The following is a 26,302-nucleotide window of genomic DNA, read 5'->3' on the forward strand; positions in this document are numbered from 1 at the left end:
CGAACAAAAACCACCCCTGCGCAGGGTTTATTCTGGATACAAACCCGTCCAACCGTTGGGCTTGGCATCGGCTTGAAGCCGCCCGATGTTTTAGACCTCCGATCCTTCTGCATCGGCGTTGCCGGTGGCCCAGCGATGGTAGCCAATAACAAACGGGTCCAGGTCGCCATCGTCAAGGACGGCCTCGACATTGCTGGTCTCCACGCCCGTGCGTAGGTCTTTGACCATCTGGTACGGGTAGAGCACGTAGCTGCGAATCTGGTTGCCAAAACCAATCGTGGTCTTGGGTCCGCGAATCTCATCCAGGGCTTCGGCGCGCTTCTCGAGCTCAATCTCATACAGGCGAGCCTTGAGGATCTGCATGCACGCGGCCTTGTTCTGGATCTGGCTGCGCTCGTTTTGGCAGGTAACCACAATGCCGCTGGGGAAATGCGTCACGCGCACGGCGGAGTCGGTGGTGTTGACACCCTGACCGCCCGGGCCGCTCGCGTGGTACACGTCCACGCGGATGTCATCGGGGCTGATCTCGATGTCGATATCATCGGGTAGCACGGGGATGACCTCGACGCCGGCAAACGTGGTCTGGCGGCGCTTCTTGTCGTCGGTGGGGCTAATGCGAACCAAGCGGTGGACGCCGGCCTCGGCGCGCAGCATGCCAAATGCGTCCTTGCCCTCGACGGTAAAGGTCGCGCGGTCGATGCCGATGACCTCGGCCGCGGGACAGTCGTTGATAGTGACCTTCCAGCCGCGACGCTGGCAGTACTTCATGTACATCTTAAAGAGCATGAAGGTCCAGTCCTGGGCCTCCAGACCACCCTGTCCGGGCTTGATGGTCACAATGGCATCGCCGTGATCGAACTCACCGGTAAACCAGCTCGAAAGCTCGAGCTCGTCGATAGCGCGGGCCAGGCGTTCAGCCGTGGCTGCAGCCTCCTCGCGAAGGGCGGCGGCGTCGGGGTCATCCCCCATCTCCTCGGCAAGCTCCAGCGCGGCGCGGGCATCGGAAAGCTCGCCGCGCGCGGTGTCCACGGCAGCGATATCTTCCTTGGTGCGCGCAATCTCCTCCATGGTGGCACGGGCGGCGTCGGCGTCATCCCAAAAGCCAGGGGCAACACTTTTGGCCTCGAGCTCGGACACGCGGGTTCGCTTCTCGTCCAGGTGGAGATACGACTCGACCTCACCGAGCCGGTCCGCAAACGCGTCCAGCTCGGCGGGCGTTACCTCTAAAGCCTCAGCCATTAACGATTCCTGCCGTGGCAGTACTTAAACTTCTTGCCGCTACCGCAGGGGCACGGGTCGTTGCGGCCCACGTTGACGTACGGATCGTCGCTCTCGGACTTGCGGTAGGTGGTCACCTTGCCACCGTTGTTGACGGCAGCCGGACCACCCTGGACAGCCGTGCGGGCCTGCACCTGCGCCTGCTTGCGCAGCACCGAGTCGCCGTTGTCACCATCGACCTCGGCAGGGCCGGAGAAGCGCGCGCCCTCGAGCGCGGGCTCCTCCTTGTGCTCCACGGCGCGCGGGGCGGCCTTGATCTCGATGCGCAGAACCGTGCGCAGGTAATCCTCATACATGGTATCGACGAGTATCTGGAACGCGCCGTAGGCCTCGGTCTTGTACTCAACCAGCGGGTCGCGCTGGCCAAAGCCGCGCAGGCCGATGCCGGTCTTGAGGTAGTCCATCTCCTGCAGGTAGTTCATCCAGCGGGTATCGATGACGCGCAGCATGACCTGGGTGTTGAGCTCGCGCATCAGGTCCTCGCCCAAGCGCTCGGCCTTCATGTTGTAGCACTTCTCTACGTAAGCCAGGACATCGGCAGCCAGGGCCTCATAATCCTCGTCGGGGAACTTCGGCGTATCGATGTGGCCGGTGAGCTCCACAACCCACTTGCGCAGACCCTCCAGGTCGCGCTCGCCATCGTGACTGTCCTTGGTGCAGAACTCCTGCACGCAGCGGTACACGGTATCGTGCATGACCTCGGTGATGTGATCGGTCAGGTCCTTGCCGTCCAGAATCTTATTGCGCTCGGCGTAGATGACCTGGCGCTGCTTGTTCATGACGTCGTCGTACTCAAGGACGCTCTTACGCATGGAGAAGTTGATGCTCTCGACCTTGTGCTGGGCGCTCTCGACGGCCTTGGAGATGATCTTGTGCTGAATGGGCATGTCGTCGCCCATGTCGGCCGTGACCATCATCTTGGAGACGCGGTCCATCTTGTCGCCGCCGAACAGGCGCATGAGGTCGTCCTCGAGCGACAGGTAGAACTGGGTCTCGCCCGGATCGCCCTGACGTCCGGAGCGGCCGCGCAGCTGGTTGTCGATACGGCGGGACTCGTGGCGCTCGGTGCCGATAACGGTCAGGCCACCGGCGGCAAGCACGCGCTCGCGCTCGGCCTTGCAGGTCTCCTTGGCCTCGGCGTTAAACTGCTCGAGCTGCTCGGGCGTCACGTCCTCCATGGTCAGGCCCTCGTACTCCAGGCGCTCGCGCACCAGCTCGTCGGGGTTGCCGCCCAGCAAGATGTCGGTACCACGGCCGGCCATGTTGGTAGCGATGGTCACGGCGCCATAGCGACCAGCCTGGGCCACGATATGGGCCTCGCGCTCGTGGTGCTTGGCGTTGAGGACCTCGTGTGCGATGCCGCGCTTGGTAAGGGCGGCGGACAGCTTCTCGGAGCTTTCGATGGAGACGGTGCCCACCAGGACCGGCTGGCCCTTGGCGTGACGACGCTCGACATCGTCGGCGACGGCGTTGTATTTAGCCTGAATGGTGCGGTAAACCAGGTCCTCGTGGTCAACACGCTGCACGGGCTTGTTGGAGGGGATGACCTCGACGGGCAGCTTGTAGATCTCGCGGAACTCGGCGTCCTCGGTGAGCGCCGTACCGGTCATGCCGGAGAGCTTGTCATAGAGACGGAAGTAATTCTGCAGGGTGATGGTGGCCAGCGTCTGGTTCTCCTCGCGCACGAGCACGCCCTCTTTGGCCTCGATGGCCTGGTGCAGACCCTCGGAGTAGCGGCGGCCTTCCATAATGCGGCCGGTGAACTCGTCGACGATCTTGACTTCGCCGTTGGTGACCACGTACTGCTTATCGCGGTGGAACATGTACTGGGCCTTCAGCGCTTGCTGCAGGTGGTTGACCAGCTGGCCGGAGAGATCGGCATAGATGTCATCGATACCCAGGCGGCGCTCGATTTTCTTAAGGCCGCGCTCGGTGGCGGCAATGGTGTGCTTGGCCTCGTCCATGACGTAGTCGCCCGTGGGTTCAACATCCTCGGTGGCGGTGAGCATGTCGTGCGACACGTCCTCGCCGCGCTCAAGGCCACGCACGGCACGCGCGAAGTCCTTGTAGGTACTGGCGGACTTAGCGCCAGCGCCCGAGATAATGAGCGGCGTCCTGGCCTCATCGATCAGGATGGAGTCAACCTCGTCGACGATGGCGTAGTTGTGGCCGCGCTGCACGCGCTGCTCGGGACGGATAACCATGTTGTCGCGCAGGTAATCAAAGCCGAACTCGGAGTTGGTACCGTAGGTGACGTCGGCCTGGTAGGCCGGGCGCTTGAGCTCGAGCGGCATGTTGTTCTGGAGCAGACCGACGGTCATGCCCAGGTACTTATAGATGCGGCCCATCCACTCGGAGTCGCGCTTGGCAAGGTAATCATTGACAGTAACGACGTGCACGCCTTTGCCGGCAATAGCGTTGAGGTAGCCGGCCAAGGTGGAGACGAGCGTCTTACCTTCGCCGGTCTTCATCTCGGCAATATGACCCTCATGAAGCGCCATGGCGCCGATGAGCTGTACGTCAAAGTGGCGCATGCCCGTGATGCGCTTGGAAGCCTCGCGCACGGTGGCAAAGGCCTCGGGAAGCATGTCGTCGAGCGACTCGCCGTTGGCGTAACGCTCGCGGAACCTATCGGTCTGGGCGCGGAGTTCCTCCTCGGTCATCTTCTCAAACTGGGGCTCAAGACCGTTGATCTGGTCGACGATCTTGTAGTAGCGCTTAAGGTCCTTATCGGATCCAAAGGACAGCAGCTTTGACATGAATCCCATGTGGTTTTCCTTTTTTGGCCATCGCCCACGCCATGCAGCCTTGGGCGAGTTAAACACAGATAAATGTACTTTAGCCAAACAAGGCGCGGCCTATACGGTCGACCTCGACCGCCACGTAATAACTACGACCAACCTGCCAAAAAGGGACTGGTTTATTTTGGCAGGTTTTATCTGGGAAAACGCCGTCACTCTGCCATTTGGTGCAAACCACCCCGTCCCCTTCGCACCAATCTGGTGCAATGGGAACGGGTTAGCCTGCACCAATAAAAAGAAAAGGGCCGCGCACCCAAACGGATGCACGGCCCTTTTGCCATGAATGCGAGCGATTCCTCGGCGAGCTATTTACTCAGCAGCCTCGGTGGTCTCGGCCTCGGCAGCGGCCTCCTCGACGGGAGCCTCTGCGGGAGCCTCGGCGGCCTGCTTGGCAGCCTCCTCGGCAAACTTAGCAGCACGCTTGGCCTTCTCGGCAGCCTTAGCCTCAGCGGCGGCCTTGCGAGCGGCCTCGGCCTCAGCAGCCTTGGCAGCCTTGGCAGCCTTGGCCTCCTCGGCCTTCTTGAGCTGGGCGGCAGCGGCGCCACCGAACTTGTCGGCGAAGCGCTGGACGCGTCCACCGGTGTCGACGAACTTCTGCTGGCCGGTGTAGAACGGGTGGCACTCGTTGCAAAGCTCAACCTTCATCTCGGACACGGTAGCGCGCGTCTTGAAGGTGTTGCCGCAGGAGCACGTCACCGTGCACTCGACATACTGGGGATGGATACCCTGCTTCATGGTAGGACTCCTTATTGGTCAGGCGCTGGTTACCGATCAGCGCATAAGGCGTCTTGGTTTCCGACCAAGACAACAAACTCGGCTATGGTACCACGGCGCCGCGTGTCCCACAAAAGGTTCACGGTCTTTTCGGAACGACACGAATCTGACCCATCGAAACACATCTCCACCGTTCCTTCAACTGGGAAAATGCCGTCCCCGGGGCCTGAGAAGGGCCCCGGGGACGTTCGACTGACTGCGGGAACGGCCTTTCCGCTCAATGTGTTCGGCTGAGATCGGAAATCAACCAAACTGAACTAGGTTCAGTTGACATGGTTAAAAACGAGGGGCGACGCTTTTGCGTCACCCCTCGTCCCGGCCGGTTGCTTTAGTTGTACACACGGTAGTTACACTTGAACTGGGTTATGTGTCCATAGTTGGAGCGGTACCAACCCGACGTATAGCTGATTGCCTCTGCGCCTAGATAGTCGTAGCCCTTGTTGTAGCGAAGCTGACGGTAGGTCGTGTCGTACTCTGCTACGTAAAACGTGTCTCCAGAGAAGGCTTTGTACCGGTCCTTAACCGTCGAAGCCATGTACGCGGGTTCGACATCGCCTTTCTCCCCGTTGAGCGCATAGACGGGTGCCGCGATTCCGCATAAAGCCGTTGCCACGAGGATGGCGTAGACAGCCATGCGCGACGCATTGGACTTCAGCTGTTCAAATAGTTTCATGTCATTCACCTCGCTCGTATGTATCGAGGTATTCCTGCTTGAGCGTCTGCGAGGACGACTTGATCTTTTCCACGAGCGTGCCGGCCTCGATGAAGTAGAACGAGTTGGTGAGGTCTGCCAGGTCGTCGAGCAGATGGCTTGAAATGAGCACGCTTCGTCCCCGCGCCACCTCGCTGCGCATCGCGTCGCAGGAGGTTTTCCGCTTTCCCGGATCGAGGCCGTTCAGCGGTTCATCGAGGATGAGGTACGGGCAATCGGTCGATATCGCCATGGCAAGCTTTACCTGCTGCTTCATTCCTGTCGAGAGTTTACGGGTCGGCTTGTCGAGATATGGGGAGATTCCGAGGGAGCTGCAGAGCGAGTCGATGTCGGTGGCCGATTTCCACGCCTCCCTAACGAAAGCAAGGTGCTCGATGGCCGATAGCGTGGGATAGAGATCCGCGCTGCCCGAAGAGCTCAGGTAGACGAGTTCTGCAAATTCGGCTGATCGACGTTGGCTGATTCCGTCTGCCGCCAGGCTTCCCGAGCGGATGCGGGTGGGAAATTGGCCCGACAGCGCTTCAAGAAGGGTGGTTTTCCCCGAGCCGTTGGGGGCAACGAGGCCCGCCGCCGTTCCCGGGCTCAGGAAAAGCGACCCGATTGAAAGTATCGTCGTGCTTCCGTATCCCACGCTCGCGTCTAGAAGCTCGAGCCCATGGTGCTTTTTCGCGGGTCCAGGCTGTTTGGGGGAACGTGTCGCAACGGCGCCGACCGTAAAAAAGACCGCGACGTATGCCAGGGTCACGGCAAGCATCGATGCGCTGCCTGAACCGGAGCCAATGAATTCTGTCGGGAAGCATCCTACGTAACCCGTTGCCTCGATAGGCGAGAATACGGGCAGTGGCAGGAGCCCGAGCACGGCATTATGCCCTAGTGCCGAATCGGACAATAACGGGAATGCCGGGGCCGCGACAAGCAGCGCGGAGGCAAGGGGGCCCGCGAGGACGCGCCTCGTTGCGGTCGATAGGACGGCGGAGCAAACGGATATCAAGGTTCCGCCCGCAAGCAGCGCGAGAAGCAGGGCTGTGAAGACGTTTCCCGCGGTCGTGGTGGTAAGCGCGCCGTCATGGAAGAAGGCGATCGGGTACCCAATTTGCCCGGAGCCGTTTAGGGCCAAGGCGTAAATGCCCCCGGGTGCGAGGCCGGCGAGGAGCATCGCGGTCCCCGCGGCGATTATCGAAAACACGATCTGAATAAGGCGCCGGAATTTGGGCACGGGCGCCTTTGCCGCCAGGGTCCCGGGCCTTGTGGCGCCGAGCACGAGTATCGACGAGAGAAGGAAGGGGATGAAGGGAAGGAAAGACGGCGCCGTGGCAATGGCGTAAGGCAGGAAGGAAAGGAATGGCAGGTCGTTTGCGGAGGCCGGGATATCCGTGATGCCGGAGCTGCTCAGGGCACGGCAATATGCGAGCGCTGCGTCATTGGTCTCTTGGTCTCCCACGATGGACCCGGATTGGAAGCCTTCGCCCATGAGCGCGTAGTAGCTCTCGGCAGAATCGAGAAAGGCGGCGTCGGTTTGAGCGGCAAGGGCGGCGTTCGCGTATCTTGCAAGCTCCGCGTCATTTTGCTGCTCTGGAGATAGGTCTGTGCCGCTGGCCTGGGGCGCGCGCGTATTGAATGCGTTGACAAAGCTCTGCATGCCCTGTTTCATAAAGAAGGGCCCGTAGATGGGTGAATTGAACGCAATGGGGACGGAAAAGGCTGCAGCGAGAACGAGCGTACAAATCCATACGGCCTTGTCTCTTAGGATTAGTTTGAGAAGAAGTCGACAGTACATTTAGAAGCACCTACGTTCCTCAAAGAATTGTTAGATTAAAAGTAACAGACCGGATGAAGATACGTGCGACGGGGGCGAGGCGAATGGCTGAGCGGTATCGATATGCGGGTTCAACGGTATCACATTGGCCACATAGATTTTTAACTTGCATTTCTACCCGCCCTTTTCGTAGAGTCGCCGATACGTGCTTAGCGCACCCTCGGCGCGTCCGGCAGGCTTTGCGAAATGGGATCCAGGAGACTTCGGCGCAGCATCATCTTGCGGAATGCTTCTAATGAGCCTCCCATCCTTCAAAAACAGAATCTCATCGCACAGCCTATCGACCGAATCCAAGATGTGGGATGACATGATGATGCACGTACCAGAATCGGCCAGCTTCCTGAGAATCTCGGAATGCAAGTCCACCCTGCTGGGGTCGAGCGCGTTCATGGGCTCATCTAATAGAAGGTACCGCGCGCCCGTCGCATACGCAATCGCCAGGGTAAGCTGCTGCTTCATGCCCTGGCTCAGAGTGCGGATCCTCATCTTCGCGAACTCGCCTATCTGCGTTTGTTCCACTATCTCTTCGATATCGCGAGCATGCGGCCACATATCGCAAACCATCTTGAGGTGATCTTCCGCACGCAATCCGGGATACAGCAGCGTCCCCTCACCAGGTGCATAGAAGATCATAGAACGGACCTCTCTCGCACCCGTACCCTGCACCTCATCCAAAACGATGCTCCCGTCCACGCGAGGACCCGGCAAACCTGCCATCGCACGCAGCAACGTCGTCTTTCCATGCCCGTTCGGAGCGACGAGACCGTAGACCGTACCCGGGGCAAACTCAGCGTTCACCGAATCTACGAGCACCTTCTTTCCATAAGAGATCGTCAGCGTTTGAAGGTCAATCATCGAGATCATCCCCTTTCGATCTTTGGAACACTCAGGCGCACCATCAACGGAGATACGGCGCCCAAGACCACCAGCAGAGCGCCCGATGCGCCGACGACCTCTCCAAAAGGCATCGCGTTCGTCCCTCGCCCAAGGAACCCAATCGTCCCCACCTGGGAAGCGGGATCAAACGAGGCGAATGGAGCCAGCAGCGCGACGCCCATGCCCACGCTTTCAACATGAGCGCTCAACGAACCCAACACCAAGAGAACCGCGCAAACCATTCCGGTGACAACGGGGTTGCGGCTAATCGCTGCTGTCAACGCAGCGACGACGGAAATCACGCCGTATGCCATGACCAGCAACGGAATACTGCACAACACCGCCTCCCCCACCATGGACGTTGTCGAAGCTCCCGCCCGAATGAGAGCGACGGGATACTCCGATCCACCCGCACCGTTCTTAATCACGGACACAACGACAGCGGGAACCATCGACACCAAAAGCAGCACCAAGCCAAGCAGGAGAGCCAGCGCAACAGCCGTCAGAAAACGCACATGCGCTGTTGCGGGGATCTGGAGAACCAGAAGGGAACGACACTGCAGGTGGGTGCACGCGAGCGATGTGACAACCACGGGCAACAGCAAAAATAAGGAGGGAAGCGCTGCCTGGAGATACGAAAGGAGGATTAATGGGGGCATCTTCGTACTTAACTCGTAAACCTTGGGGTCCGGCAAGCTCGCGATCGACTCAAGCAGAAGGGCGCGCGCCTCCGCACGAGAAGGAGTCTCCGGCTCGATTCCGATCGATTGCAGGAGAGTCGCATCTGCCGCGCCCAGCTCACCTCGAGCGCGCTCGTACGTCGCAAGGCTTCGAAACCCCTCCGCAGGCATAGGCGCGTACACGAAACCCGAAAGAGCATCCCGCATGTCTTCCAGGGCCGCTTTGCCCTCGACGTCCATATTCGCAGCGTTCTGCTCTAGATACCGATCTATTGAACGGAGCTCCCCATCCCTATACCGAACAGCGGAAACGTTATCAGCGTCAGGAAACATCTCGACCAGAGCCGGGGCTAGCATCGTCGTCGACATTGCAATCGCGCATACGGCGAGGGTAGGAGAACGCAGGAGCAGTTTCCCCATCGTTCTTACGTATGCAACGGCGGAGGCACAAGCGCTCGAACGAGTTGCCGTTCTCGATGCAGTGAAGGAACCTCTCTCAAGACAAATCAGGGATATCGGGCACGCGCAGCCGCTCTTTCCAGCAACGCAAAGCAGGCTAATTGCCAGCACCTCGATCCCGATTGCGCATACGAGGGCAATCGCGCCACGCTCGAAGCAAAGTCCAGGCAGATTCACTATCTGCGTTGTCGGGTACGGGCTATAGGCGTCGACGGTCAACTCAGTGTTCGCATACGTAAGGGGATTCAACAGGGCGAACTCACGTAAAGCGATGGATCTTCCGTAATACCCGGGAACCATCGTCACCCCCATCAGGGCACATACGAACACGATTCCAAGCGTAGGGTTATTGGCAATCTTCACGGCAAGGTGAACGACAAGCGAGATGAACGCTGCCACCAAGAATTGCAAGATGGCCGTCTGCGCGAACACCAGCCAAGCCGGTTTGATAACCGGAGTCGCATATTGAATGTAGCCTATCGGATAGAACGGCGAGCCCGGGCCATTCTTCACAAGCGCGGCGATTATCCCTGGAAGATTGATGGCGAGGACGGCAAGCATTGCAAAAACACTCGCCCATACGCTCGATGCAACAAGTCTACCCAGCTCGCCCATCGGTGCCTGGATGATGAGCTTTTCACGTTTGTTAAGACGCGCGGCAAGGAACGAGACGGCAACGGCCGTTGCGACCCATAGCAAGTACTCCTTCGATCCGTCATAATAGGTGTACTCTCCATCCGATATCTGCAGAAACGGAAGTAGGGGAGAGAGCGGTGCCAAGATAAGACGTCCCGCGACAAGAGGGTACAGAAGCGCGGGCATGCTTGATGAAGAGGTATAGACACCGTCCTCCCCCGCATTCACAAGCGCATCCGCATAGGATGCTGACAATTCCTGCTCAACACGGGTTATTCCCGACTCGAGGTATTCGACCCGTCCGTCGATGCCAGCCGCGCTCCTGAAGACGGGCAGAGCACAAAGAACCATCAACGCAACAACGACAACACAGAGCGACCTGGAGGAGAGAAGCGACCTAAAGATCGCCTTCGAGATTTTGAGCATATTCATCGCCAACCTTAACCTCATCCAGTCGGAACAGAGGGGCCGAACAAAATGCTCGGCCCTTCCTCGCATCTAGTAGGTGCTATAGACAAATTGCCATTTATCAGTTGTGCCAAGAACACCACAGGAGCACATTGCAGCGAGGCGGGATTCCCTATGATGCGCGGATCGGCGATAGCCATTTCGGTAGGAGATCGTCTTGTAAGAGATGTTGAACATCGAGATGCTGTGCCCGCTTACGCCGCGAGGACAGCTGTAGCTCCAGTAGGTATCGACGACGTCGTCCGTATACCCGAGGGGCTCAACGAGGGCACACTGGCTGCTCTCCTGGGAAGGAGGCATCGGGGTATCCGCAAAAGCGGGGGCTCCCGGCAGCAACAGACAAAGAGCGAGGCCGAGGAAAACCAAGAGCTTACACGACTTAACAGTACTGAACATAATCCTCTCCAATCTAGAGGGGTTTCGGTTGCAGCATGCTGTGATTACTTGCCGGCAAAGTCAATTTAACATAAACTGTTAAAAAGTAACCTGAGTTCTTTAAATTCTTCGGAGGTTATTATGAGTTCCGACAATCGCACTCCCCGGCTTCATTCCTTCCGCATCGCATGTGCGATAGCCTCTGCGACCCTTTGCGCCACCGCCATCGCACAAGTGGCGTTCTCCTTAAAGCCAGCAATCGAAGTGCTCGACAACCCTGTAATTGCAGACTCCCCCGCGTATCCAGCCCTTGCGATCTCGACATTGGTCCCTGCCGTCATCGGTATCGCTACGACCATCCTCAGCGCCGTTCTCGTGTGGACGATCAAGAGCGGAGACCCCTTCAAGAAAGGGTCTGCGACATGCTTGAAGGTGCTCGGCATTCTCTTCGTTGTTCAAGCTGCCACCAGCCTCTACGCCGGCTCACTCAAAACCTCCGTTTCGATGTTTGGCGGCGAGGGGGCCGTCGGCGCCCAAGAGATCGCTTCATCATTCGATTGGACCTCTCTGGTTCTCGGCATCGTCCTGTTCATGCTTTCCCAGCTCTTCTTGTACGCCCGAGAGCTGTACCTCGACTCCGACGAGATTGCGTAAGGAAACGCCATGCCCGTAATTGTTCGCCTCGACAAGATCATGGCCGAGCGAAAGATTTCCTCGAACGAACTTGCCGAAAGGATTGGAACCACGCCCGTGAACCTGTCCCGTATTAAAAAAGGGCATATTCGCGGCATTCGCTTCAACACACTCGAGCAGCTATGCCTCGCCCTTCGTTGCCAACCCGGAGACCTTCTCGAAGTCATGAGCGAAGAGGATGCCCGAAAGGAGTTCGGACTCGATTGGTCCGCCGAGGATTAGAGGGCGGTCGTACTCGCCCTGCACACGGGGATGCGAATCGGCGAGGTCTGCGGCCTTCGGTGGTGCGATGTGGATTTCGAGACGGGCCTGATCTCGATCAGACACTCGGTGGCGTACGCGAAGGGAATGGGTTCGTTCATCAAGGACACCAAGACCCATGACGCCAGGGGTATCCCCATCGACCCGGTCGGCCTACTCCCCTTCCTGAAGGAGACCCACGAGATCGACTGCGGAAAGCTGCGCTTGCGCGGCCTTACCGGGGCGGTCGAGATCGGGGACTGCTACATCCTGTCGGAGCCGGGCGCGACCTTCGCGACGACAAGCTATATCCGCAGGGCGTTCAAGACGTTCTCGGAGACCAACGGCCTCATGGGCACCAACGACGAGCTGATCACGTTCCACGGCCTTCGCCACACGTTCGCAACGCAGTGGATCCGCCAAGGCGGCGATATCAAGGCGCTCCAATCGATCCTCGGCCACAAGGACGCCATGGCGACGCTCAACGTCTACGCCGACATCGAGCCCATCTCCAAAATCCATAACATGCTGCGCGCCACGCCGTGCCTTTGGCGCGGGCACCTCGGGCCGAGGGTCGATCCGGGTCCCATGTTCCAACAGAGGATCCAGGAGTCCATCGAGACGCTCCAGGCGTTCGGCTACGGCATCACCGAGCCGGACGACCGAAATATCGCCATACGCGACGTGAAGACGAACAGTTGGCTCTAACTCACCGAGTACGCGGCAGTGCTGGGCCCATCCCAACTGAGGTCACGGTGGTCCGATAGGGGCGCCGCCCGCGGCATGCGCCGCGGAGCGGTATCCCCTACCGAAGGGCGGGGATGCCCTTCGCTTCCAGTTCGGAATCAGCCGTCGGAGGCGTTCGGCTGACTGCGGGAACGGCCTGTCCGCTCAATGTGTTCGGCTGAGATCGGAAATCAACCCAACACGAGCCGGACACGCGCCAGATGGCTCTTCCCCGTACGGCCTTCCCCCTTACGCTCATGTTGCAGGCATGTAACGCCGCAGCGAGCGCGCCTTTTTTGCGCCAGACAGGTACAATGATGAACACTGTACCGTAGCGGAGCGCCCCGCGCGCGCCGCAATCACGCGAAAGGGTTTCCCATGGCCGAGATCTCGTCCTCCCGTATCGTCATCACCGTCCTTGGCAAGAACCGCCCCGGCATCGTCGCCGGCGTCACCCGTGTCCTAGGCGAGGCCAACGTCGACATCCGCGACATCACGCAGTCCATTATCGAGGACATCTTCACCATGACCATGCTGGCCGATACCGCCGAGTCCAAGCTCGACTTCGCCGAGCTGCAGAAGGCGCTGGCCGAGGCCGGCGAGCTTTCGGGCGTCAACGTGTCCATCCAGCGCGAGGACGTCTTCAACTTTATGTACCGCCTGTAGCGAGCAAGCCGCTGGGGATAGCCTGACGCGCGCATGCCCATGCAAGTCACCCCGATGCGGCCCGGAGAGGAGCGCGCATGGCCTACGACGCCAAGAAAATCTATTACCGCTTCGATGACCACTTGAGCCGCCTGGTTCTGGATTACGAAGCAAGCCGCCAGATTTCGCCCGAGAGCGAAAGCCTCTACCACGGCCTGCCGACCGACCCTTATGACGAGGGCCTGTTTGTCGAGCACAATGTCAAGCGCGGCCTGCGCAATGCCGACGGCTCGGGCGTGGTCGCGGGCCTCACTCGCATCTCGGATGTGCACGGCTACAACAAGGTCGACGGAAAGGTCGTGCCCGATCAGGGCAAGCTCACGCTTCGCGGCTACAGCATCGAGGATCTGGTCAACAATGCCCAGGCCGAGAATCGCTACGGCTACGAGGAAGTCGCCTATCTGCTTATCACGGGTTCGCTGCCCAACAAGGAAGAGCTCGACGGCTTCTGCGAGCGCCTAGGTGCCTTTAGACATCTGAGCGACGAGTACGTCAAAGAGTTCCCCATGACCACGGTGTCGTCGAGCATCATGAACGTGCTCCAGCGCGCCGTGCTGCTGCTCTACGCCTTCGATGCCGAACCAGACGTGATCACGCCCGAGCACGAAATCGACGTCGCCATTTCCATGCTCGCACGTCTCCCGCGCATTGCCACCTTCGCACACATGGCCTCGGTCGCCAAGCTTCGCGGCTCCGAGGTTCACGTGCCGCACCCTACGCCCGGTCTCTCCACCGCCGAGACCATCCTACAGGTCCTGCGCGGCGGCATGGCATTCACCCGCGATGAGGCGATGCTGCTCGACGTTATGCTCATGCTGCATGCCGAGCACGGCGGCGGCAACAACTCCACCTTCGCTTGCCGCGTGCTGTCGTCTTCGGCCACCGACCCGTATTCCGCCTACGCCGCGGCTATCGGCTCGCTCAAGGGCCCGCGCCACGGCGGTGCCAATGCCAAGGTCGTGTCTATGCACGAGGACATCCGTGCGCATGTCTCCAATTGGGAGGACGAGGACGAGGTTGCGGCCTACCTGGGCAAGATTCTCGACAAGCAGGCCTTCGACGGCACGGGTCTCATCTACGGTATGGGCCACGCCGTCTACACCCTGAGCGACCCGCGCGCCGAGGTCTGCCGCCACTACGCACGTTCGCTCGCTGCCAAGAAAGATCTGGGCGAGGAATTCGCTCTGATCGAGCGCATCGAGCGCCTGGCACCGCAGGTGATGCGCGACCACGGCATGACCAAGCCCATCTGCGCCAACATCGACCTGTACACGGGCTTTATCTACAAGATGCTCGGCGTGCCCGAGACGCTCTTTACGCCGTTGTTCGCCGTCGCCCGCATGGCCGGCTGGTCGGCACACCGCATGGAAGAGCTCTTCTGCGCGCACCGTATTATTCGCCCGGCCTATCGTCCGGTGATCGAGCCGCTGGAGTACAAGCCGCTCGCCGACCGCTAGGACGCGGACCGTTATAGAACTCGAGCGTGGCCAGAGCATCACCGCCCTCGGCCACGCTTTTTATACCAGCAGAAAGGGCTGCATCAAATGATTGTTTTTTCCGATATGGACGGAACGCTGTTGACGAGCGATAAGCAGATGAGCGATGCCACCTGGGCGATGCTCGACGAGCTCGCTCGACGCGGAATTGAATTTGTGCCCTGCACGGGACGTCCGCTGTCGGGCATCTTTGAGCCCATCCTCGCCCATCCCGCCGTGCACTATGCCGTCTGCGCCAATGGCGCCAGCGTCTGGCAGCTCGACGAAGATGTGCCTACCGATGCCTCACGCGCCACACGTATCTTGAGCCGACCGCTCGACCGTGGCATCGCCCATCGCATCCATCGCATCGCCGCCGGCCACGATGTGACCTTCGATATCTTCGCCGACGGCCAGTGCTTCCTCCCCCGCTCGCTCTACACGCGCCTGGACGAATTCTGCGGCGGCGACCCCCACATCGCGGCTTCGCTCAAGCGCACACGAACACCGATCGACATGGATATCGACAGCAAGATCGACGAGGTCGAGACGCTCGAACGCATCGCCATGTACTGGCACGACCCGGCCGATCGCGACGCCATCGCGTTGGAGCTCGACACGCTCGGAGGCATTGAGGTCACGCGTTCGTACGCCATGAATATCGAGGTCATGGGCGAGGGCGCCACCAAGGGAACGGCCCTCACGTGGCTATGCGAGCACCTGGGCGAGCGTCTCGCCGACGCTTGGGCGTTCGGCGACAACATCAACGACATCCCCATGCTGCAGGCAGCGGGCCACGGCATGGCCATGATCAACGGCGAACCCGAGGACCGCGAGGCCGCCGACGCCATCACCGAATACGACAACGACCACGACGGCGTCGCCCGGACCATCATGGCCGGCCTCGCCTAGCAGCAGCAACCCGGCAGGGTAGCTAATTTGGGGACACTCTTCGCGGGGCGCCGCAAGGACTGTCCCCATCTGCCGGATTAAGCGAGACTCTCCATCACGCGACGGAGCTCCTGCTGAACGGCGTGGTCGCGGTTGCAGCCTACGACGCGATCGGCAACCGCTTTGAGCGCGGGGCGCGCGTTTTCCATTGCGCAGCCCGTGCCGACAAAGCGAATGATCTCGTAGTCGTTCATCGAGTCGCCAAACGCCATGACCTCGTCGCGTCCAATGCCGTAGTGTTCCGCGAGCTGCGCGATGCCCGAGGCCTTCGACACACCGGGCTGCATGGCATCGATCCACGCGTTGCCCGAAGGCGCAAAAGTAAAGAGCTGACCAAGTTCGCGCTGTAGCACGTAGGCGCTGTCCATAACGACACCGTCATCGCAAAAGATACTCGCCTTGATGATATTTACGCTGGGATCGGGCAGCTCCCAAATACGCTCGGCATTGGGAAGGTCCTTATCGACCTCACGCACGAACTTGCACTCGTCATCGAGCAGGAAGGACTTGGTTCGGTCAAAAAGCGCAAGATGCAGATTGGGAAACGTCGCGACTGCTTGGGCGAGCTTTCGAATCGCCAGGTGCGAATACACCTCACGGTCTACCATTTTGCCGTCGGCGTAGACCTGGGCACCGTTAGCGGCGACAAAGTCCATCTTGTCGCGAACGGGCGCAAAGAACTCGCACAGGCGATCGTAGCGGCGACCTGACGATGCGGCGAAATGCACGCCATGCTCGTGTAGCGCCAGAATCAGTTCGTAGGTCTCGGGAGGTACCTGGCCGTTTTCGTCAAGCAGTGTGCCGTCCATATCGGATGCAATCAGTTTAAACATGGAAAAGCTCCCTTCGGGCTTGTTGGAATCGAACGTGTATCCAATTCCAACGTACCCAAAGGGAGCTCAGGTAAGACTCCGCGGGCGCAAACGTTACAAGGACCTAGCAAATAGCTCACACATGCCAGAGGTCCTACGGTCGCGGCGTCAGGCAGCCCGCCAAAGAGTGTCCCCGATGACTAGTCGGCGTAGGTGAAGGTCGTGACGTCGAACATGCCCTCGGGGCGGATGCGGAGCGTCGGGATAACCGGCAGGGGCAGGAAGATGATGCCCATGATGGGGTCGAGCGGCGGCTCGATGCCCATGGCGCGCGCCTTGACCATAAAGTCGTCGTGCTGCGCGGCGACATCCTCGGCCGTGCCTTCGCTCATCAGACCGCCGAGCGCCAGCGGAATGCGCGCCACGACCTCGCCGTTGCGCACCAGCACGTGACCACCCTGGCCCACAGCCTCAACAGCAGCCATCATATCGGCGGCATTGTCGCCCACCACGCATACGTTGTGCGAGTCGTGTCCGATTGTGGAGGCAATGGCGCCACCGGTGATGGTGAAGCCGCGCACCCAGCCGCGACCGATGTGCTTGCCGACAAGACCCAGGCCCGCAGGGCCATCACCGTCGGCGCCCTCGGCCTGCAGCGACACACCGCGGCCGTGGCGCTCGATCAGCATAATGCGGCGCAGGTCCTCGGCGCTCTCGGGGCGAGCCATACCCGTGATGGCCTTACCCGGCACCACGTCGATCACGGCCTCGCCCGGCTTAAAGGCATAGTCGAACACGTCGAGCGATAGCTTCGGCAGCTTAACGGAAGCACGCAGCTCATCGGCAAGGGCCGCAACCTCGGCCATCTCGGGTGCAATCTCGCCCACAAAGGTGCCATCCTGCGCCACCAGGGCACCGGCGGCATAAACACGATGCGGAGCCTTGACAAACGTCAGGTCATCGAGCAACAGCAGGTCGGCGCGCTTGCCCGGGGCGATTGCGCCGCGGAGCTCGTGCGGGTCGCGGCAGCCGTGGTCCAGGCCAAATGCCTCGGCCGTGGACAGGGACGCCATAGAGATGGCAACCACGGGGTCAATACCGGCCTCGATAGCCACGCGGCAGGCATTGTCAATCATACCGGTCGAAAGCGCATCGGAGGGAGCGCGGTCGTCGGTCGCAAAGCAGCAGCGGCGGGCACGGGCAGGATTCTCCAGCAGCATCGGAGACAGGTTGGCCAGGTCATGGCTGCACGTGCCTTCGCGCAGCATCACGTACATGCCGCGAGACAGCTTGTCGAGCGCCTCCTCGGGAATCGTCGACTCGTGGTCGGCGATAATACCTGCTGCGGCATAGGCGTTGAGGTCCTTACCGGCAACGAGCGGCGCGTGGCCGTCAACCTGCTTGGACGGCGTCTGGTTGGCAGCATCGATGCGAGCGCAGGTCTCGGGGTCGGCCATAAAGACGCCCGGCAGGTTCATCATTTCGCCCAGACCAAAGACATCGCCTGGATGCTCGGCAAAAAACGCCTGCATATCGGCAGCCGAAATAACGGCACCGGCCTGCTCGTCGGGCAGCGCGGGCACGCACGAAGGCATCATGTATTTGATGGAGATGGGTGCGCGGCGGCCGTCCTCAATCATAAAGCGCAAGCCGTCGAGACCGGCAACATTGGCAATCTCGTGGCTGTCGGCAATGGCGGTGGTAGTACCGCGCGTCGCGGCCATGCGAGCATACTCGGCGGGACGGATGTTCGAAGACTCGATATGCAGATGACCGTCAATAAAACCGGGAGCGAGATAGCGACCCTGGCAGTCGATAACCTCGGCAGCCTCGTAGGTACCGGAGGCATCGTCGCGACCGATGTAGAGCACGCCGACGATCACACCGTCCTTGACGGCAACGCTACCGGGCGCCACACGCTGGCCATACACGTCGACAATCTGCGCATTGGCAAACAGCGTGTCGACGGGCACGCGGCCCTCGGCGGCCTCGATCACAGACCTCATGACCTCAACGGACATACATACTCCTTTAACCGTAGAAAACAGCTGCGGAGCGGACAGGCCTTCACCGCAGCAAGCTAATAGCCATTGTATGCCCAAACGATGGGTCAACAATACGCCTCTCCGCTTAACGGCACACGCCGCATGGCGCAATGGGGACAGGTTGCTTTACACCAAAAAGAAACGTCCCTAAGCGCCAACCAGGACAACGCCGTAGGTGGAGGACGGACAGCGAGCGGACTCCAGAGCGAACAAATTGGCATGAAAAGAGGACGGCATAGACCTTCTGGTCATGCCGTCCTCTTTGAATGACAAGTTGTCGCTCTGGAGCCCGCGCAGCGTCGAGTCGTTACGCGGTTTGGTAAAACCGCGTAACTAAACCAACTTGAAGCCCTTGCGCTTGCCCACGGAGAGGGTGTCGCCCAGCTTGAGGGCGCTGGGATCGATGTTATAGCTCTTGGGAGCCACGGCCTTGCCGTTGATCTTGACGCCACCGCCGTCGATATCGCGACGAGCCTGGCCGGCGCTTGCCGAAAGACCCAAGTCCTTGAGCAGGCCGGCGAGGTAGATCTGGCCCTCGTCGTTGACGGTCAGCTCAACGTGCTTCTCGGGGAAGTCGGCGAGCTGGCCCTCCTTGAACACGCGGTCGAACTCGGCCTGAGCCTCGTCGCCGGCGCCGGCGCCGTGGTAGGTGTCGCACAGGTCGCGACCCAGAGCGCGCTTGAGCTCGTAGGGATCGGCAGAGCCGTCGGCCAGAGCAGCGTCGATCTTGTCGACCTCGGCCGGGGTGAGCGAGCTGGCCAGACGATAGTACTTGCCGATCATCTCATCGGGGATGGACATAGTCTTGCCGAACATATCCTTGGGCGCGTCGGTCAGGCCGATGTAGTTGCCATAGGACTTGGACATCTTGCGCACGCCATCGGTGCCCTCGAGCAGCGGCATGGTGAGCGCGATCTGCGGCTCCATGCCCATCTTCTCCATGAGCTCGCGGCCGGCGAGCAGGTTGAAGAGCTGGTCGGTGCCGCCCATCTCCACGTCGGCCTTGATCTGAACGGAGTCGAAGGCCTGCATCACGGGGTACAGGAACTCGTGCAGGGCGATCGGCGTCTGAGACTGGTAGCGCTTAGTAAAGTCGTCGCGCTCAAGGATGCGGGCGACGGTGAACTTGGAGCATACCTGCAGCAGGCCGGCCAGGTCCATCGAAAGAATCCAGTCGCCGTTGTGCACGATGGTGGTCTTCTCGGGATCCAGGATCTTCATGGCCTGGCTCACATAGGTCTCGGCATTGGCCTCGATCTGCTCCTGCGAAAGCTGCGGACGGGTGGAATTCTTGCCCGAAGGGTCGCCGATCAGCGCGGTGCCGTTGCCGATGATGAGGGTGACGTTGTGGCCCAGGTCCTGGAACTGACGCATCTTGCGCAGGGGCACGGCGTGGCCCAGGTGCAGGTCGGGGCTGGTGGGGTCGACGCCGAGCTTGATGTTGAGGGGCTCGCCCTTCTCAAGCTTCTTGCGAAGGTCGGCCTCGGGGACGATCTGCGCGGCGCCCGAGGTGATGATACGCATTTGCTCGTCAACAGACAGCATTGGGTATCCTCCTTTTGCTATAGCACCCTCGCCGAAAACGGCGGTGCTGGAAGTCCATAAACTCTCTTATGATAACAAACTGACGAGACGCGGCACCTACGACAGGAAAATCCTCGTCCTGCCGCATGCGTCAATGGCAACTGGCAGGCGCGTGCCGTCGCGCTCGACCAAATATCGTGTTTGCCGACGACGCAAGCAGTCGCGGCAACGGACCTGTCCCGTCGCATCGGTGGCGCAGACGCCCTCGGCGGTCAGCAGGCAGTGCTCGCACACCATAAGCTCGGGACGGTCGGCGTCGACCGGACCCAAGACGCCGGGTTCAGCAGCCAGTTCGGCAATACGCTCCGCATCATTGCCGAGCAACTCGGCCGGCAAGTACACCCGCCCCGCACCGAGTCCGCGTAGCCAGGTAAGCGTGGCCCGATTCGCGCAGAACACCGGCGCCGCCACGTCAAACGTCACGCCCAGCTCGCGAGCGATCACCACCTGCCCCAGGTTGCGGCAGACGACGCGCCCGGCACGCTGCATCAGTGAGCGGGTCCGGTCAGCGTCACCCGTGCGGCACACCTCGTCAAGCACCACAACGGCGTCGGACAAATCGAGTTCTCCACGCGGGTCGGCATCCATCAGCTGCCAAGCAAAAACCATGCGAGTGGGAACCGCGCACTCCACCAACTCCGTCGACGCACCGCCATCCACCGCAACGCCCTCAAAGGGCAGCACCTCAACGGCACGCGCAACGGGCGCAATCGCATCCGCCTCGGCCCGCATGCGCCCCAACACCGCCGCCGTCTGATCCAACACGCCGGCGCTGCGAATCAGGTACACCTCGCAGCCCGCGTCCACCTTACGCTTGCAATGCACGACGACGCGCTTCCCCGCTGCGGCATCCACCGGGCAGGGCACCTGCGGCCAGCGCTTGGGCACATCGGGACGCGCGTCGACACCCGGATAGAACCGAATCTCGAGCGTGTCACCCGCCGGCACGGCGGCGTCGAGCTCAACGGTCACCTCTTCGTGGCCCACAGCGACCAAACGCCCCACGCGCACGCCCTGGTTAATTGCGCGCTCAAAGCTCATCAGCTCGGCACCCGAACGCCCTCGCAGGTACGCATCGGTAAACCCACGGTTAAACGACCTTCCCAGCTCGCGTTCAAGCTCTTCCACGGCACCGGGGTCCCACGCGCCGTCGCGCAGCATATCGAGTGCCCGGCGCCACACCCGCACCACGTTGAATACGTAATCGGGGTTCTTCATGCGCCCCTCGATCTTGAGCGACGCCACGCCGGCATCTACAAGCTCGGGCAGATGCGCAATACCCAGATAGTCACGCGGGCACAGCAGGCGATCTCCCTCGACGGCGACAACGCTCTGCCCCGCCTCGTCCACCAGGTCGTACGCCAGACGGCACGGCTGCGTGCAGTCGCCGCGCATCGCCGAGCGTCCACGCCGCAGGGCCGAGAACTCGCACGCCCCCGAATAACCGATGCAAATCGCACCGTGGCAGAATACCTCGATGGGCACGCCCGTGGCACATAGCGCCGCAATCTCGTCGACCGTCAGCTCGCGCGCCGTCGTCACGCGCTCGACCCCCAGCTCATCGGCGGCAAGCCGCACGGCGCCTTCGCTATGAACGCCCGCCTGCGTGGACAGGTGAATCTCGACCCCGGGAATCGCCGCGCTCAGCGCGCAGGCCAACCCGGCATCGGCCACAATCAGAGCATCGGCGCCCAGCTCCAGTGCATGAGCTCCCAGCGCCACCGCATCGGACAGCTCATCGTCAAACACGAACACGTTGAGCGTCACGTACACGCGCACGCCATGGGCATGCGCCACGGCGCAGCCGCGCGCAAACTCGTCATCCGTAAAGCCATGCGCGCTCACGCGGGCGTTAAAGCCGCCCAACCCCGCGTAGATGGCATCGGCGCCCGCGGCGATGGCCGCAAGCATCTGGTCGAGCCCGCCCGCCGGCGCCAGCAGCTCGGGCAGCGCCGCACCGGCAGCATCCAATCCAGTCTCGTATTGTCCGCTCGGCCCCATCGCCCGAATCGCCATCGGCAAACTCCTTACCAAGGTATGCATTCACTCTGAAAAATGCCGTCTTCCAGCATACACGAGGCCTCGCGCGCCCCGTTTGGTTTATCGTGTAATAACTTATGTCCATCCTGCCTCGACGGCACATCCACCGTCCGGCACGACATACCTGGAGGTCAATATATGGGTCCTCGCCAACGACAGGGACGCAGCCGTTCAAAGACGCATGCCCTGCCCATAATCCTGCTCTCGTTTTTGGGCTTTCTGCTGATTGCGGGCGTGGCGTTTGGCATCGGCATGGTCGGCAACGTCAACCGCTGGCTGTCTGATCTGCCCGACTACACCGACGCCAACGCGTATCTGGTGAGCGAGCCCACCGAGATCGTCGACTGCAACGGCAACAAGATCGCGAGCTTCTACACGCAAAACCGCAAGTCCATCACCAAGGACGAGGTCTCCCCCTACGTGCTGCAGGGCACCGTTGACGTCGAGGACGAGCGCTTCTACGAGCACGGCGGTATCGACCTGTGGGGTATCGCGCGTGCTGCGGTGGCAACCCTCGGCGGCGGGCACGAAGGCGCCTCGACTATCACCCAGCAGCTGGTGCGCAACACCATCCTGCAGGAGGAGCAGTTCGACTCGACCATCGAGCGTAAGGTGCGCGAGGCCTACATCGCCGTCAAGATGGAGGACATGTACTCCAAAGACGAGATCCTCATGATGTACCTCAACACCATCTATTACGGTCACGGCGCCTACGGTATTGAGGCCGCCGCCGAGACCTACCTGTCCAAGAGCGCCGCAGACCTCACCCTGAGCGAGGCGGCGCTGCTCATCGGCCTTCCCAACTCGCCCTCGCAGTACGACCCCACGGTCAACCCCGACCTAGCGCTGTCCCGTCGCAACAAGGTCCTCGACAACATGCTGCGCCTGGGCCACATCACGCAGGAGGAGCACGATGCCGCACAGGCCGAGCCCATCACCCTCAACGTGACCGAAATCTCGGGCAGCGGCGTCGACGTATACTCGCAGCCCTACTTTGTCGCCTATGTTAAGCAGCTGCTGGAGCAGGAGTTCTCGACCGACGTGCTCTTTAAGGGCGGCTTGACCGTCAAGACCACCATCGACCCCACGATGCAGCAGGTGGCAGAGAATGCCGTCCGCGAGCAGCTCGACACGCTCTCGCTCGACGGCCTGGACATGGGCATGGTCGTCGTCGACCCCAAGACTGGCTACATCAAGTGCATGGTGGGCGGCTACGACTACAACGCCGACGAGAACCATGTGAACCACGCTACGGCGAAGCGCCCCGTCGGCTCCACCTTTAAGGCCTTTACGCTGGCAACTGCCATCCAAAACGGCATGAACCCCAACGTCACCCTCAACTGCAACTCGCCGCTCAAGGCCAAGGGCACCACGACCGAGGTCCAAAACTACGCCAACCATAGCTATGGCAACATCACGCTTAAGCAGGCGACGGCATACTCCTCCAACACCGGCTACATCCAGGTGGCGGAAGCCGTCGGCAACAGCAAGATCATCTCGCTCGTCAAAAAGCTCGGCATCGATCCCGCCAAGGACAACATCGAGGACGTTCCCGTCATGACCCTCGGCACTGGCTCGATCTCGCCGCTCGAGATGGCCGCCGCCTACGCGACGTTTGCCAACGGCGGCTACTATCGTCAGCCGATCGCCATCACCGAGATTGACTCTCGTACCGGTTCGGTGCTGTACCAGCACACGGACAATCCCTCACAGGTGCTTACCGAGGGCGAGGCCGCCGCGGTCACCGATGTTCTGTCCGGCGTCATGCAGGGCGGCGGTACAGGTGCTGCTGGCGCCCTGAGCGTCAACCAGCCCTATGCCGGCAAAACGGGCACCACCGACAACACCACCAACCTGTGGTTCTGCGGCTATACCCCGCAGCTGGCGTGCGCCCTGTGGACCGGCTATTCCGCAGGTGAGATCCCCATCCAAAAATACGGCACGGACCTGCTGGGCGACAGCACCAACCTGCCTGTCTTTAAGCGGTTTATGAACACCGTTCTGACCGGTACCGAGCGCGAGGAGTTTGCGACCGGAACGGCGCCCACCTACAAGAACAACAGCGTCTGGAAGTTCTACGGCACCAACAACACCAAGAAGACGGAGAACGACGACAAGGACGAGAACGAGGACGAAGAGGAAACCACCACAACGACCACCACGACGACCACGACCACCGAGACCACGACCACCGAGACCACGGGCGGCGACACCACCGGCGGCACCGGAACGACCGGTGGCTCGACGGGCGGCTCCACTGGTGGTTCGACCGGCGGCGATGGCGGCACGCCTACGCCCACGCCTACGCCCACTCCCGACCCCTCGCCCACGCCTGACGATACTGTTGGCTAGAAATTCATCCGGCCATTAGCAACAAGGCCCCCGAGCAGCTTATTAAACTGCTCGGGGGCCTTTTAGTTTAAAGCGACCTGGTGGACGGTCTTTATACCGGCAAACAATATAGGGGGTACCGACCAACGTCGATACCCCCTTACAAGCCACCATGTCAGCGCGCACGGTGCCGAGCGCACGACCCGCACGCCTACTTGCGAGAATTGCTCAGCTTATTGATCAGCGCCTCAAGACGCTCGCCGTCCTCGGCCGTCTGGGCAATAACCAAAATCGTATCGTTGCCGGCAAGCGAGCCAAGCACATCGGGCAACTCTGCCGCATCAACGGCGGCGGCGATGCCGGAAGCCGTGCCAGGCTGAGCCTTGATCATGACCAGATTATCGGTACGTAGAACGCCCGTTACGAGCTCGGAAACCATACGCTGCAGGTGCAGGTCCTCTGCCAGAACATAGATGCCCTCAGGGAGCTTGCGCAGCCCCATGTCGGCAATATCGCGAGAGACAGTCGCCTGCGTGCAATCAAAGCCCATAGCACGGAGCTCATCGACCAGCACGCGCTGCGTACGGACGTCCTTATTGCGCACAATATCTCTAATGGCATCCTGGCGCCCATTGCGTTTTTTAGCCATACAAACCCTCACTCCAAAAGATGGCGGAGACAATCAATCAGTGATTGAATAGTTTAACGCTATTTGAAGGCTTTTGTGTATAAGAACGCATTTCGAAACAATTCTATGCAAGTTTGTTTCGAAATGAGCCGTTTAGGCGGTTTTTGTGCCCGTCCGGTTAAGAAAAGCTGCCAGATGCGTACACATCACGCAGCGCGCGGGCTTGGCGCTGGCGATCGGCCCAAACAACAAACCGAGCCCCCGATGGTTATCCTTGAGCGCGGCGACCATCTGACGGGTTCGAGGCGCATCGAGCATATCACGCATGCGGGCGGAACGCTCGATTGACGACACCCCATGCGGGCTCAGACACAAATTCTCGATGCAGGCGACCAGTCCGGCAAAGTAGAACTTTTGGCTTGCCAGCTTGAGCCGACCACCGCTGTCTGCTTCCGAGAGTGAGTCCGCAAGCTCGTCGAGCGCTCGGGTGTCATCGGATATCCTGGCATACATGGTGGGATCAAAGGCATCTGTAAGCTTAGGTGCCGCCGTGTGGAAACAAGCATCGCCGCAGCCGGACACGCATCGTGTCTGCGAAAGCGCGCATGCCATAAACCCAACTGTGCGAAACACCTTGTCGCACAAAAGGCATGCCTCAAACAGCGAGCGGCTGTACATCACGCCAGAGGTCTGAACGACTAGGCCGCCTAAAATCAACTGGGGCAGCCCGGTCACCATCGAAGATTTGCTATCAATGGAAATATGAGTAGCATCCAAGACGCGCGAATGGCGCTCTCGATGTGCATCATAGCGGTCGAGCGACACCGTGGGAAACACTATGTCTGCCGCAGTATCGCACGCGATATCGACCATCTTGGAAAGGGACTGCGGAGCAAACCACTCATCGGCGTTCATAGCGATGATTTGAGAGCCACGCGAGGCAGCAAAACCGGCACGAAGACAAGCACCGCGCTTCGCGTCCTCGACGTCAATCAAATCAATATGGATGTCCCTGTCGGCAGCAACTTGAAGCGAATGGCGCACACCGGGCGCAGCATCGCGGCAGACAACGACAATCTGCAAATCGTAGAGGTCTTGGTTCTGGATACTCTCGAGCGCACGCATCGCATAGCTGGGCGAACCTTCTACCACAAGGATCACCGAAAGTCGCGGATGCGAGCCACGTCGAACCAAGTT

The 26,302-nt window shown here is 60.6% G+C and carries 20 protein-coding genes; 7 read left to right on the forward strand and 13 right to left on the reverse strand.

The features are described from left to right. Positions 1-90 precede the first annotated feature (90 nt). The 7 genes from prfB to HMPREF9463_RS04260 all read right to left on the reverse strand — a co-directional run bounded on the left by prfB (position 91) and on the right by HMPREF9463_RS04260 (position 10,464). Positions 91-1,239: a peptide chain release factor 2 gene (gene prfB, locus HMPREF9463_RS04230; protein ID WP_035137418.1), complete on the reverse strand. Its 1,149-nt coding sequence runs from the start codon at positions 1,237-1,239 to the stop codon at positions 91-93. Continuing rightward, the gene (secA, locus tag HMPREF9463_RS04235) at positions 1,239-4,046 is read right to left on the reverse strand and encodes a preprotein translocase subunit SecA (protein ID WP_035137420.1); all 2,808 of its coding nucleotides are present in this window, start codon (positions 4,044-4,046) and stop codon (positions 1,239-1,241) included. The genes prfB and secA overlap by 1 nt, the downstream gene beginning before the upstream one ends. Positions 4,047-4,388: 342 nt before the next feature. Next, on the reverse strand, positions 4,389-4,814 hold the full coding sequence (rpmE, locus tag HMPREF9463_RS04240) for a 50S ribosomal protein L31 (protein ID WP_035137422.1): 426 nt from the start codon (positions 4,812-4,814) through the stop codon (positions 4,389-4,391). Positions 4,815-5,181: 367 nt separating this feature from the next. Next, positions 5,182-5,526, reverse strand: coding sequence for a hypothetical protein (locus HMPREF9463_RS04245; RefSeq protein ID WP_006235302.1), 345 nt, complete (start codon positions 5,524-5,526; stop codon positions 5,182-5,184). Position 5,527: 1 nt separating this feature from the next. Next, positions 5,528-7,216 carry an ATP-binding cassette domain-containing protein gene (locus tag HMPREF9463_RS04250; protein ID WP_198019922.1) on the reverse strand — a complete coding sequence of 563 codons (1,689 nt, stop codon included), beginning with the start codon at positions 7,214-7,216 and terminating at the stop codon, positions 5,528-5,530. A 279-nt stretch (positions 7,217-7,495) separates the two neighbouring features. Then, the gene (locus tag HMPREF9463_RS04255) at positions 7,496-8,236 is read right to left on the reverse strand and encodes an ABC transporter ATP-binding protein (RefSeq protein ID WP_117769450.1); all 741 of its coding nucleotides are present in this window, start codon (positions 8,234-8,236) and stop codon (positions 7,496-7,498) included. Positions 8,237-8,241: 5 nt separating this feature from the next. Further along, entirely contained in the window at positions 8,242-10,464 is a 2,223-nt protein-coding gene (locus HMPREF9463_RS04260) for a hypothetical protein (protein WP_035137425.1), read from the reverse strand. Positions 10,465-11,016: 552 nt separating this feature from the next. Here HMPREF9463_RS04260 and HMPREF9463_RS10895 point away from each other — a divergent pair. The 6 genes from HMPREF9463_RS10895 (at position 11,017) to HMPREF9463_RS04300 (ending at position 15,626) form a co-directional block, all read left to right on the forward strand. After that, positions 11,017-11,529 (forward strand): DUF2975 domain-containing protein, encoded by a 513-nt coding sequence (locus tag HMPREF9463_RS10895; RefSeq protein ID WP_006235293.1) that lies wholly within the window; start codon positions 11,017-11,019, stop codon positions 11,527-11,529. 9 nt (positions 11,530-11,538) lie between these two features. Further along, entirely contained in the window at positions 11,539-11,790 is a 252-nt protein-coding gene (locus HMPREF9463_RS04280) for a helix-turn-helix domain-containing protein (protein WP_006235292.1), read from the forward strand. An 18-nt stretch (positions 11,791-11,808) separates the two neighbouring features. After that, the gene (locus HMPREF9463_RS04285) at positions 11,809-12,516 is read left to right on the forward strand and encodes a site-specific integrase (RefSeq protein ID WP_255360342.1); all 708 of its coding nucleotides are present in this window, start codon (positions 11,809-11,811) and stop codon (positions 12,514-12,516) included. 396 nt (positions 12,517-12,912) lie between these two features. After that, entirely contained in the window at positions 12,913-13,200 is a 288-nt protein-coding gene (locus HMPREF9463_RS04290) for an ACT domain-containing protein (protein ID WP_006235289.1), read from the forward strand. 77 nt (positions 13,201-13,277) lie between these two features. After that, positions 13,278-14,696 carry a citrate synthase gene (locus tag HMPREF9463_RS04295; protein ID WP_052044073.1) on the forward strand — a complete coding sequence of 473 codons (1,419 nt, stop codon included), beginning with the start codon at positions 13,278-13,280 and terminating at the stop codon, positions 14,694-14,696. 87 nt (positions 14,697-14,783) lie between these two features. Continuing rightward, entirely contained in the window at positions 14,784-15,626 is an 843-nt protein-coding gene (locus tag HMPREF9463_RS04300) for a Cof-type HAD-IIB family hydrolase (protein WP_035137434.1), read from the forward strand. A 77-nt stretch (positions 15,627-15,703) separates the two neighbouring features. On the opposite strand, the gene HMPREF9463_RS04305 is transcribed toward HMPREF9463_RS04300, so the two are convergent. From HMPREF9463_RS04305 to HMPREF9463_RS10415, 4 genes are all read right to left on the reverse strand, one after another. Next, positions 15,704-16,498, reverse strand: a complete 795-nt coding sequence (locus tag HMPREF9463_RS04305) for a Cof-type HAD-IIB family hydrolase (protein ID WP_035137435.1) — start codon at positions 16,496-16,498, stop codon at positions 15,704-15,706. Positions 16,499-16,677: 179 nt separating this feature from the next. Continuing rightward, on the reverse strand, positions 16,678-18,498 hold the full coding sequence (locus HMPREF9463_RS04310; protein ID WP_035137436.1) for an adenine deaminase: 1,821 nt from the start codon (positions 18,496-18,498) through the stop codon (positions 16,678-16,680). Positions 18,499-18,855: 357 nt separating this feature from the next. Beyond that, positions 18,856-20,067 carry a tyrosine--tRNA ligase gene (tyrS, locus tag HMPREF9463_RS04315; RefSeq protein WP_035137437.1) on the reverse strand — a complete coding sequence of 404 codons (1,212 nt, stop codon included), beginning with the start codon at positions 20,065-20,067 and terminating at the stop codon, positions 18,856-18,858. 96 nt (positions 20,068-20,163) lie between these two features. Continuing rightward, positions 20,164-22,122 carry a U32 family peptidase gene (locus tag HMPREF9463_RS10415; protein WP_198019923.1) on the reverse strand — a complete coding sequence of 653 codons (1,959 nt, stop codon included), beginning with the start codon at positions 22,120-22,122 and terminating at the stop codon, positions 20,164-20,166. A gap of 162 nt (positions 22,123-22,284) precedes the next feature. Here HMPREF9463_RS10415 and HMPREF9463_RS04325 point away from each other — a divergent pair, with 162 nt between their 5' ends. Further along, on the forward strand, positions 22,285-24,498 hold the full coding sequence (locus tag HMPREF9463_RS04325; RefSeq protein ID WP_035137438.1) for a transglycosylase domain-containing protein: 2,214 nt from the start codon (positions 22,285-22,287) through the stop codon (positions 24,496-24,498). A 190-nt stretch (positions 24,499-24,688) separates the two neighbouring features. Here the strand turns inward: HMPREF9463_RS04325 and HMPREF9463_RS04330 are convergent, their stop codons facing one another. Both HMPREF9463_RS04330 and HMPREF9463_RS04335 read right to left on the reverse strand, forming a co-directional pair. Further along, complete coding sequence (locus HMPREF9463_RS04330; protein ID WP_006235280.1) at positions 24,689-25,126, reverse strand: arginine repressor; 438 nt, start codon at positions 25,124-25,126, stop codon at positions 24,689-24,691. Positions 25,127-25,258: 132 nt separating this feature from the next. Further along, a complete protein-coding gene (locus HMPREF9463_RS04335) occupies positions 25,259-26,257 on the reverse strand; it encodes a glycosyltransferase family 2 protein (protein ID WP_148334167.1) in 999 nt (332 codons plus the stop codon). Positions 26,258-26,302 lie beyond the last annotated feature (45 nt).

Origin of the sequence: Collinsella sp. 4_8_47FAA, from assembly GCF_000763055.1 — a bacterium.
Lineage (GTDB): Bacteria > Actinomycetota > Coriobacteriia > Coriobacteriales > Coriobacteriaceae > Collinsella.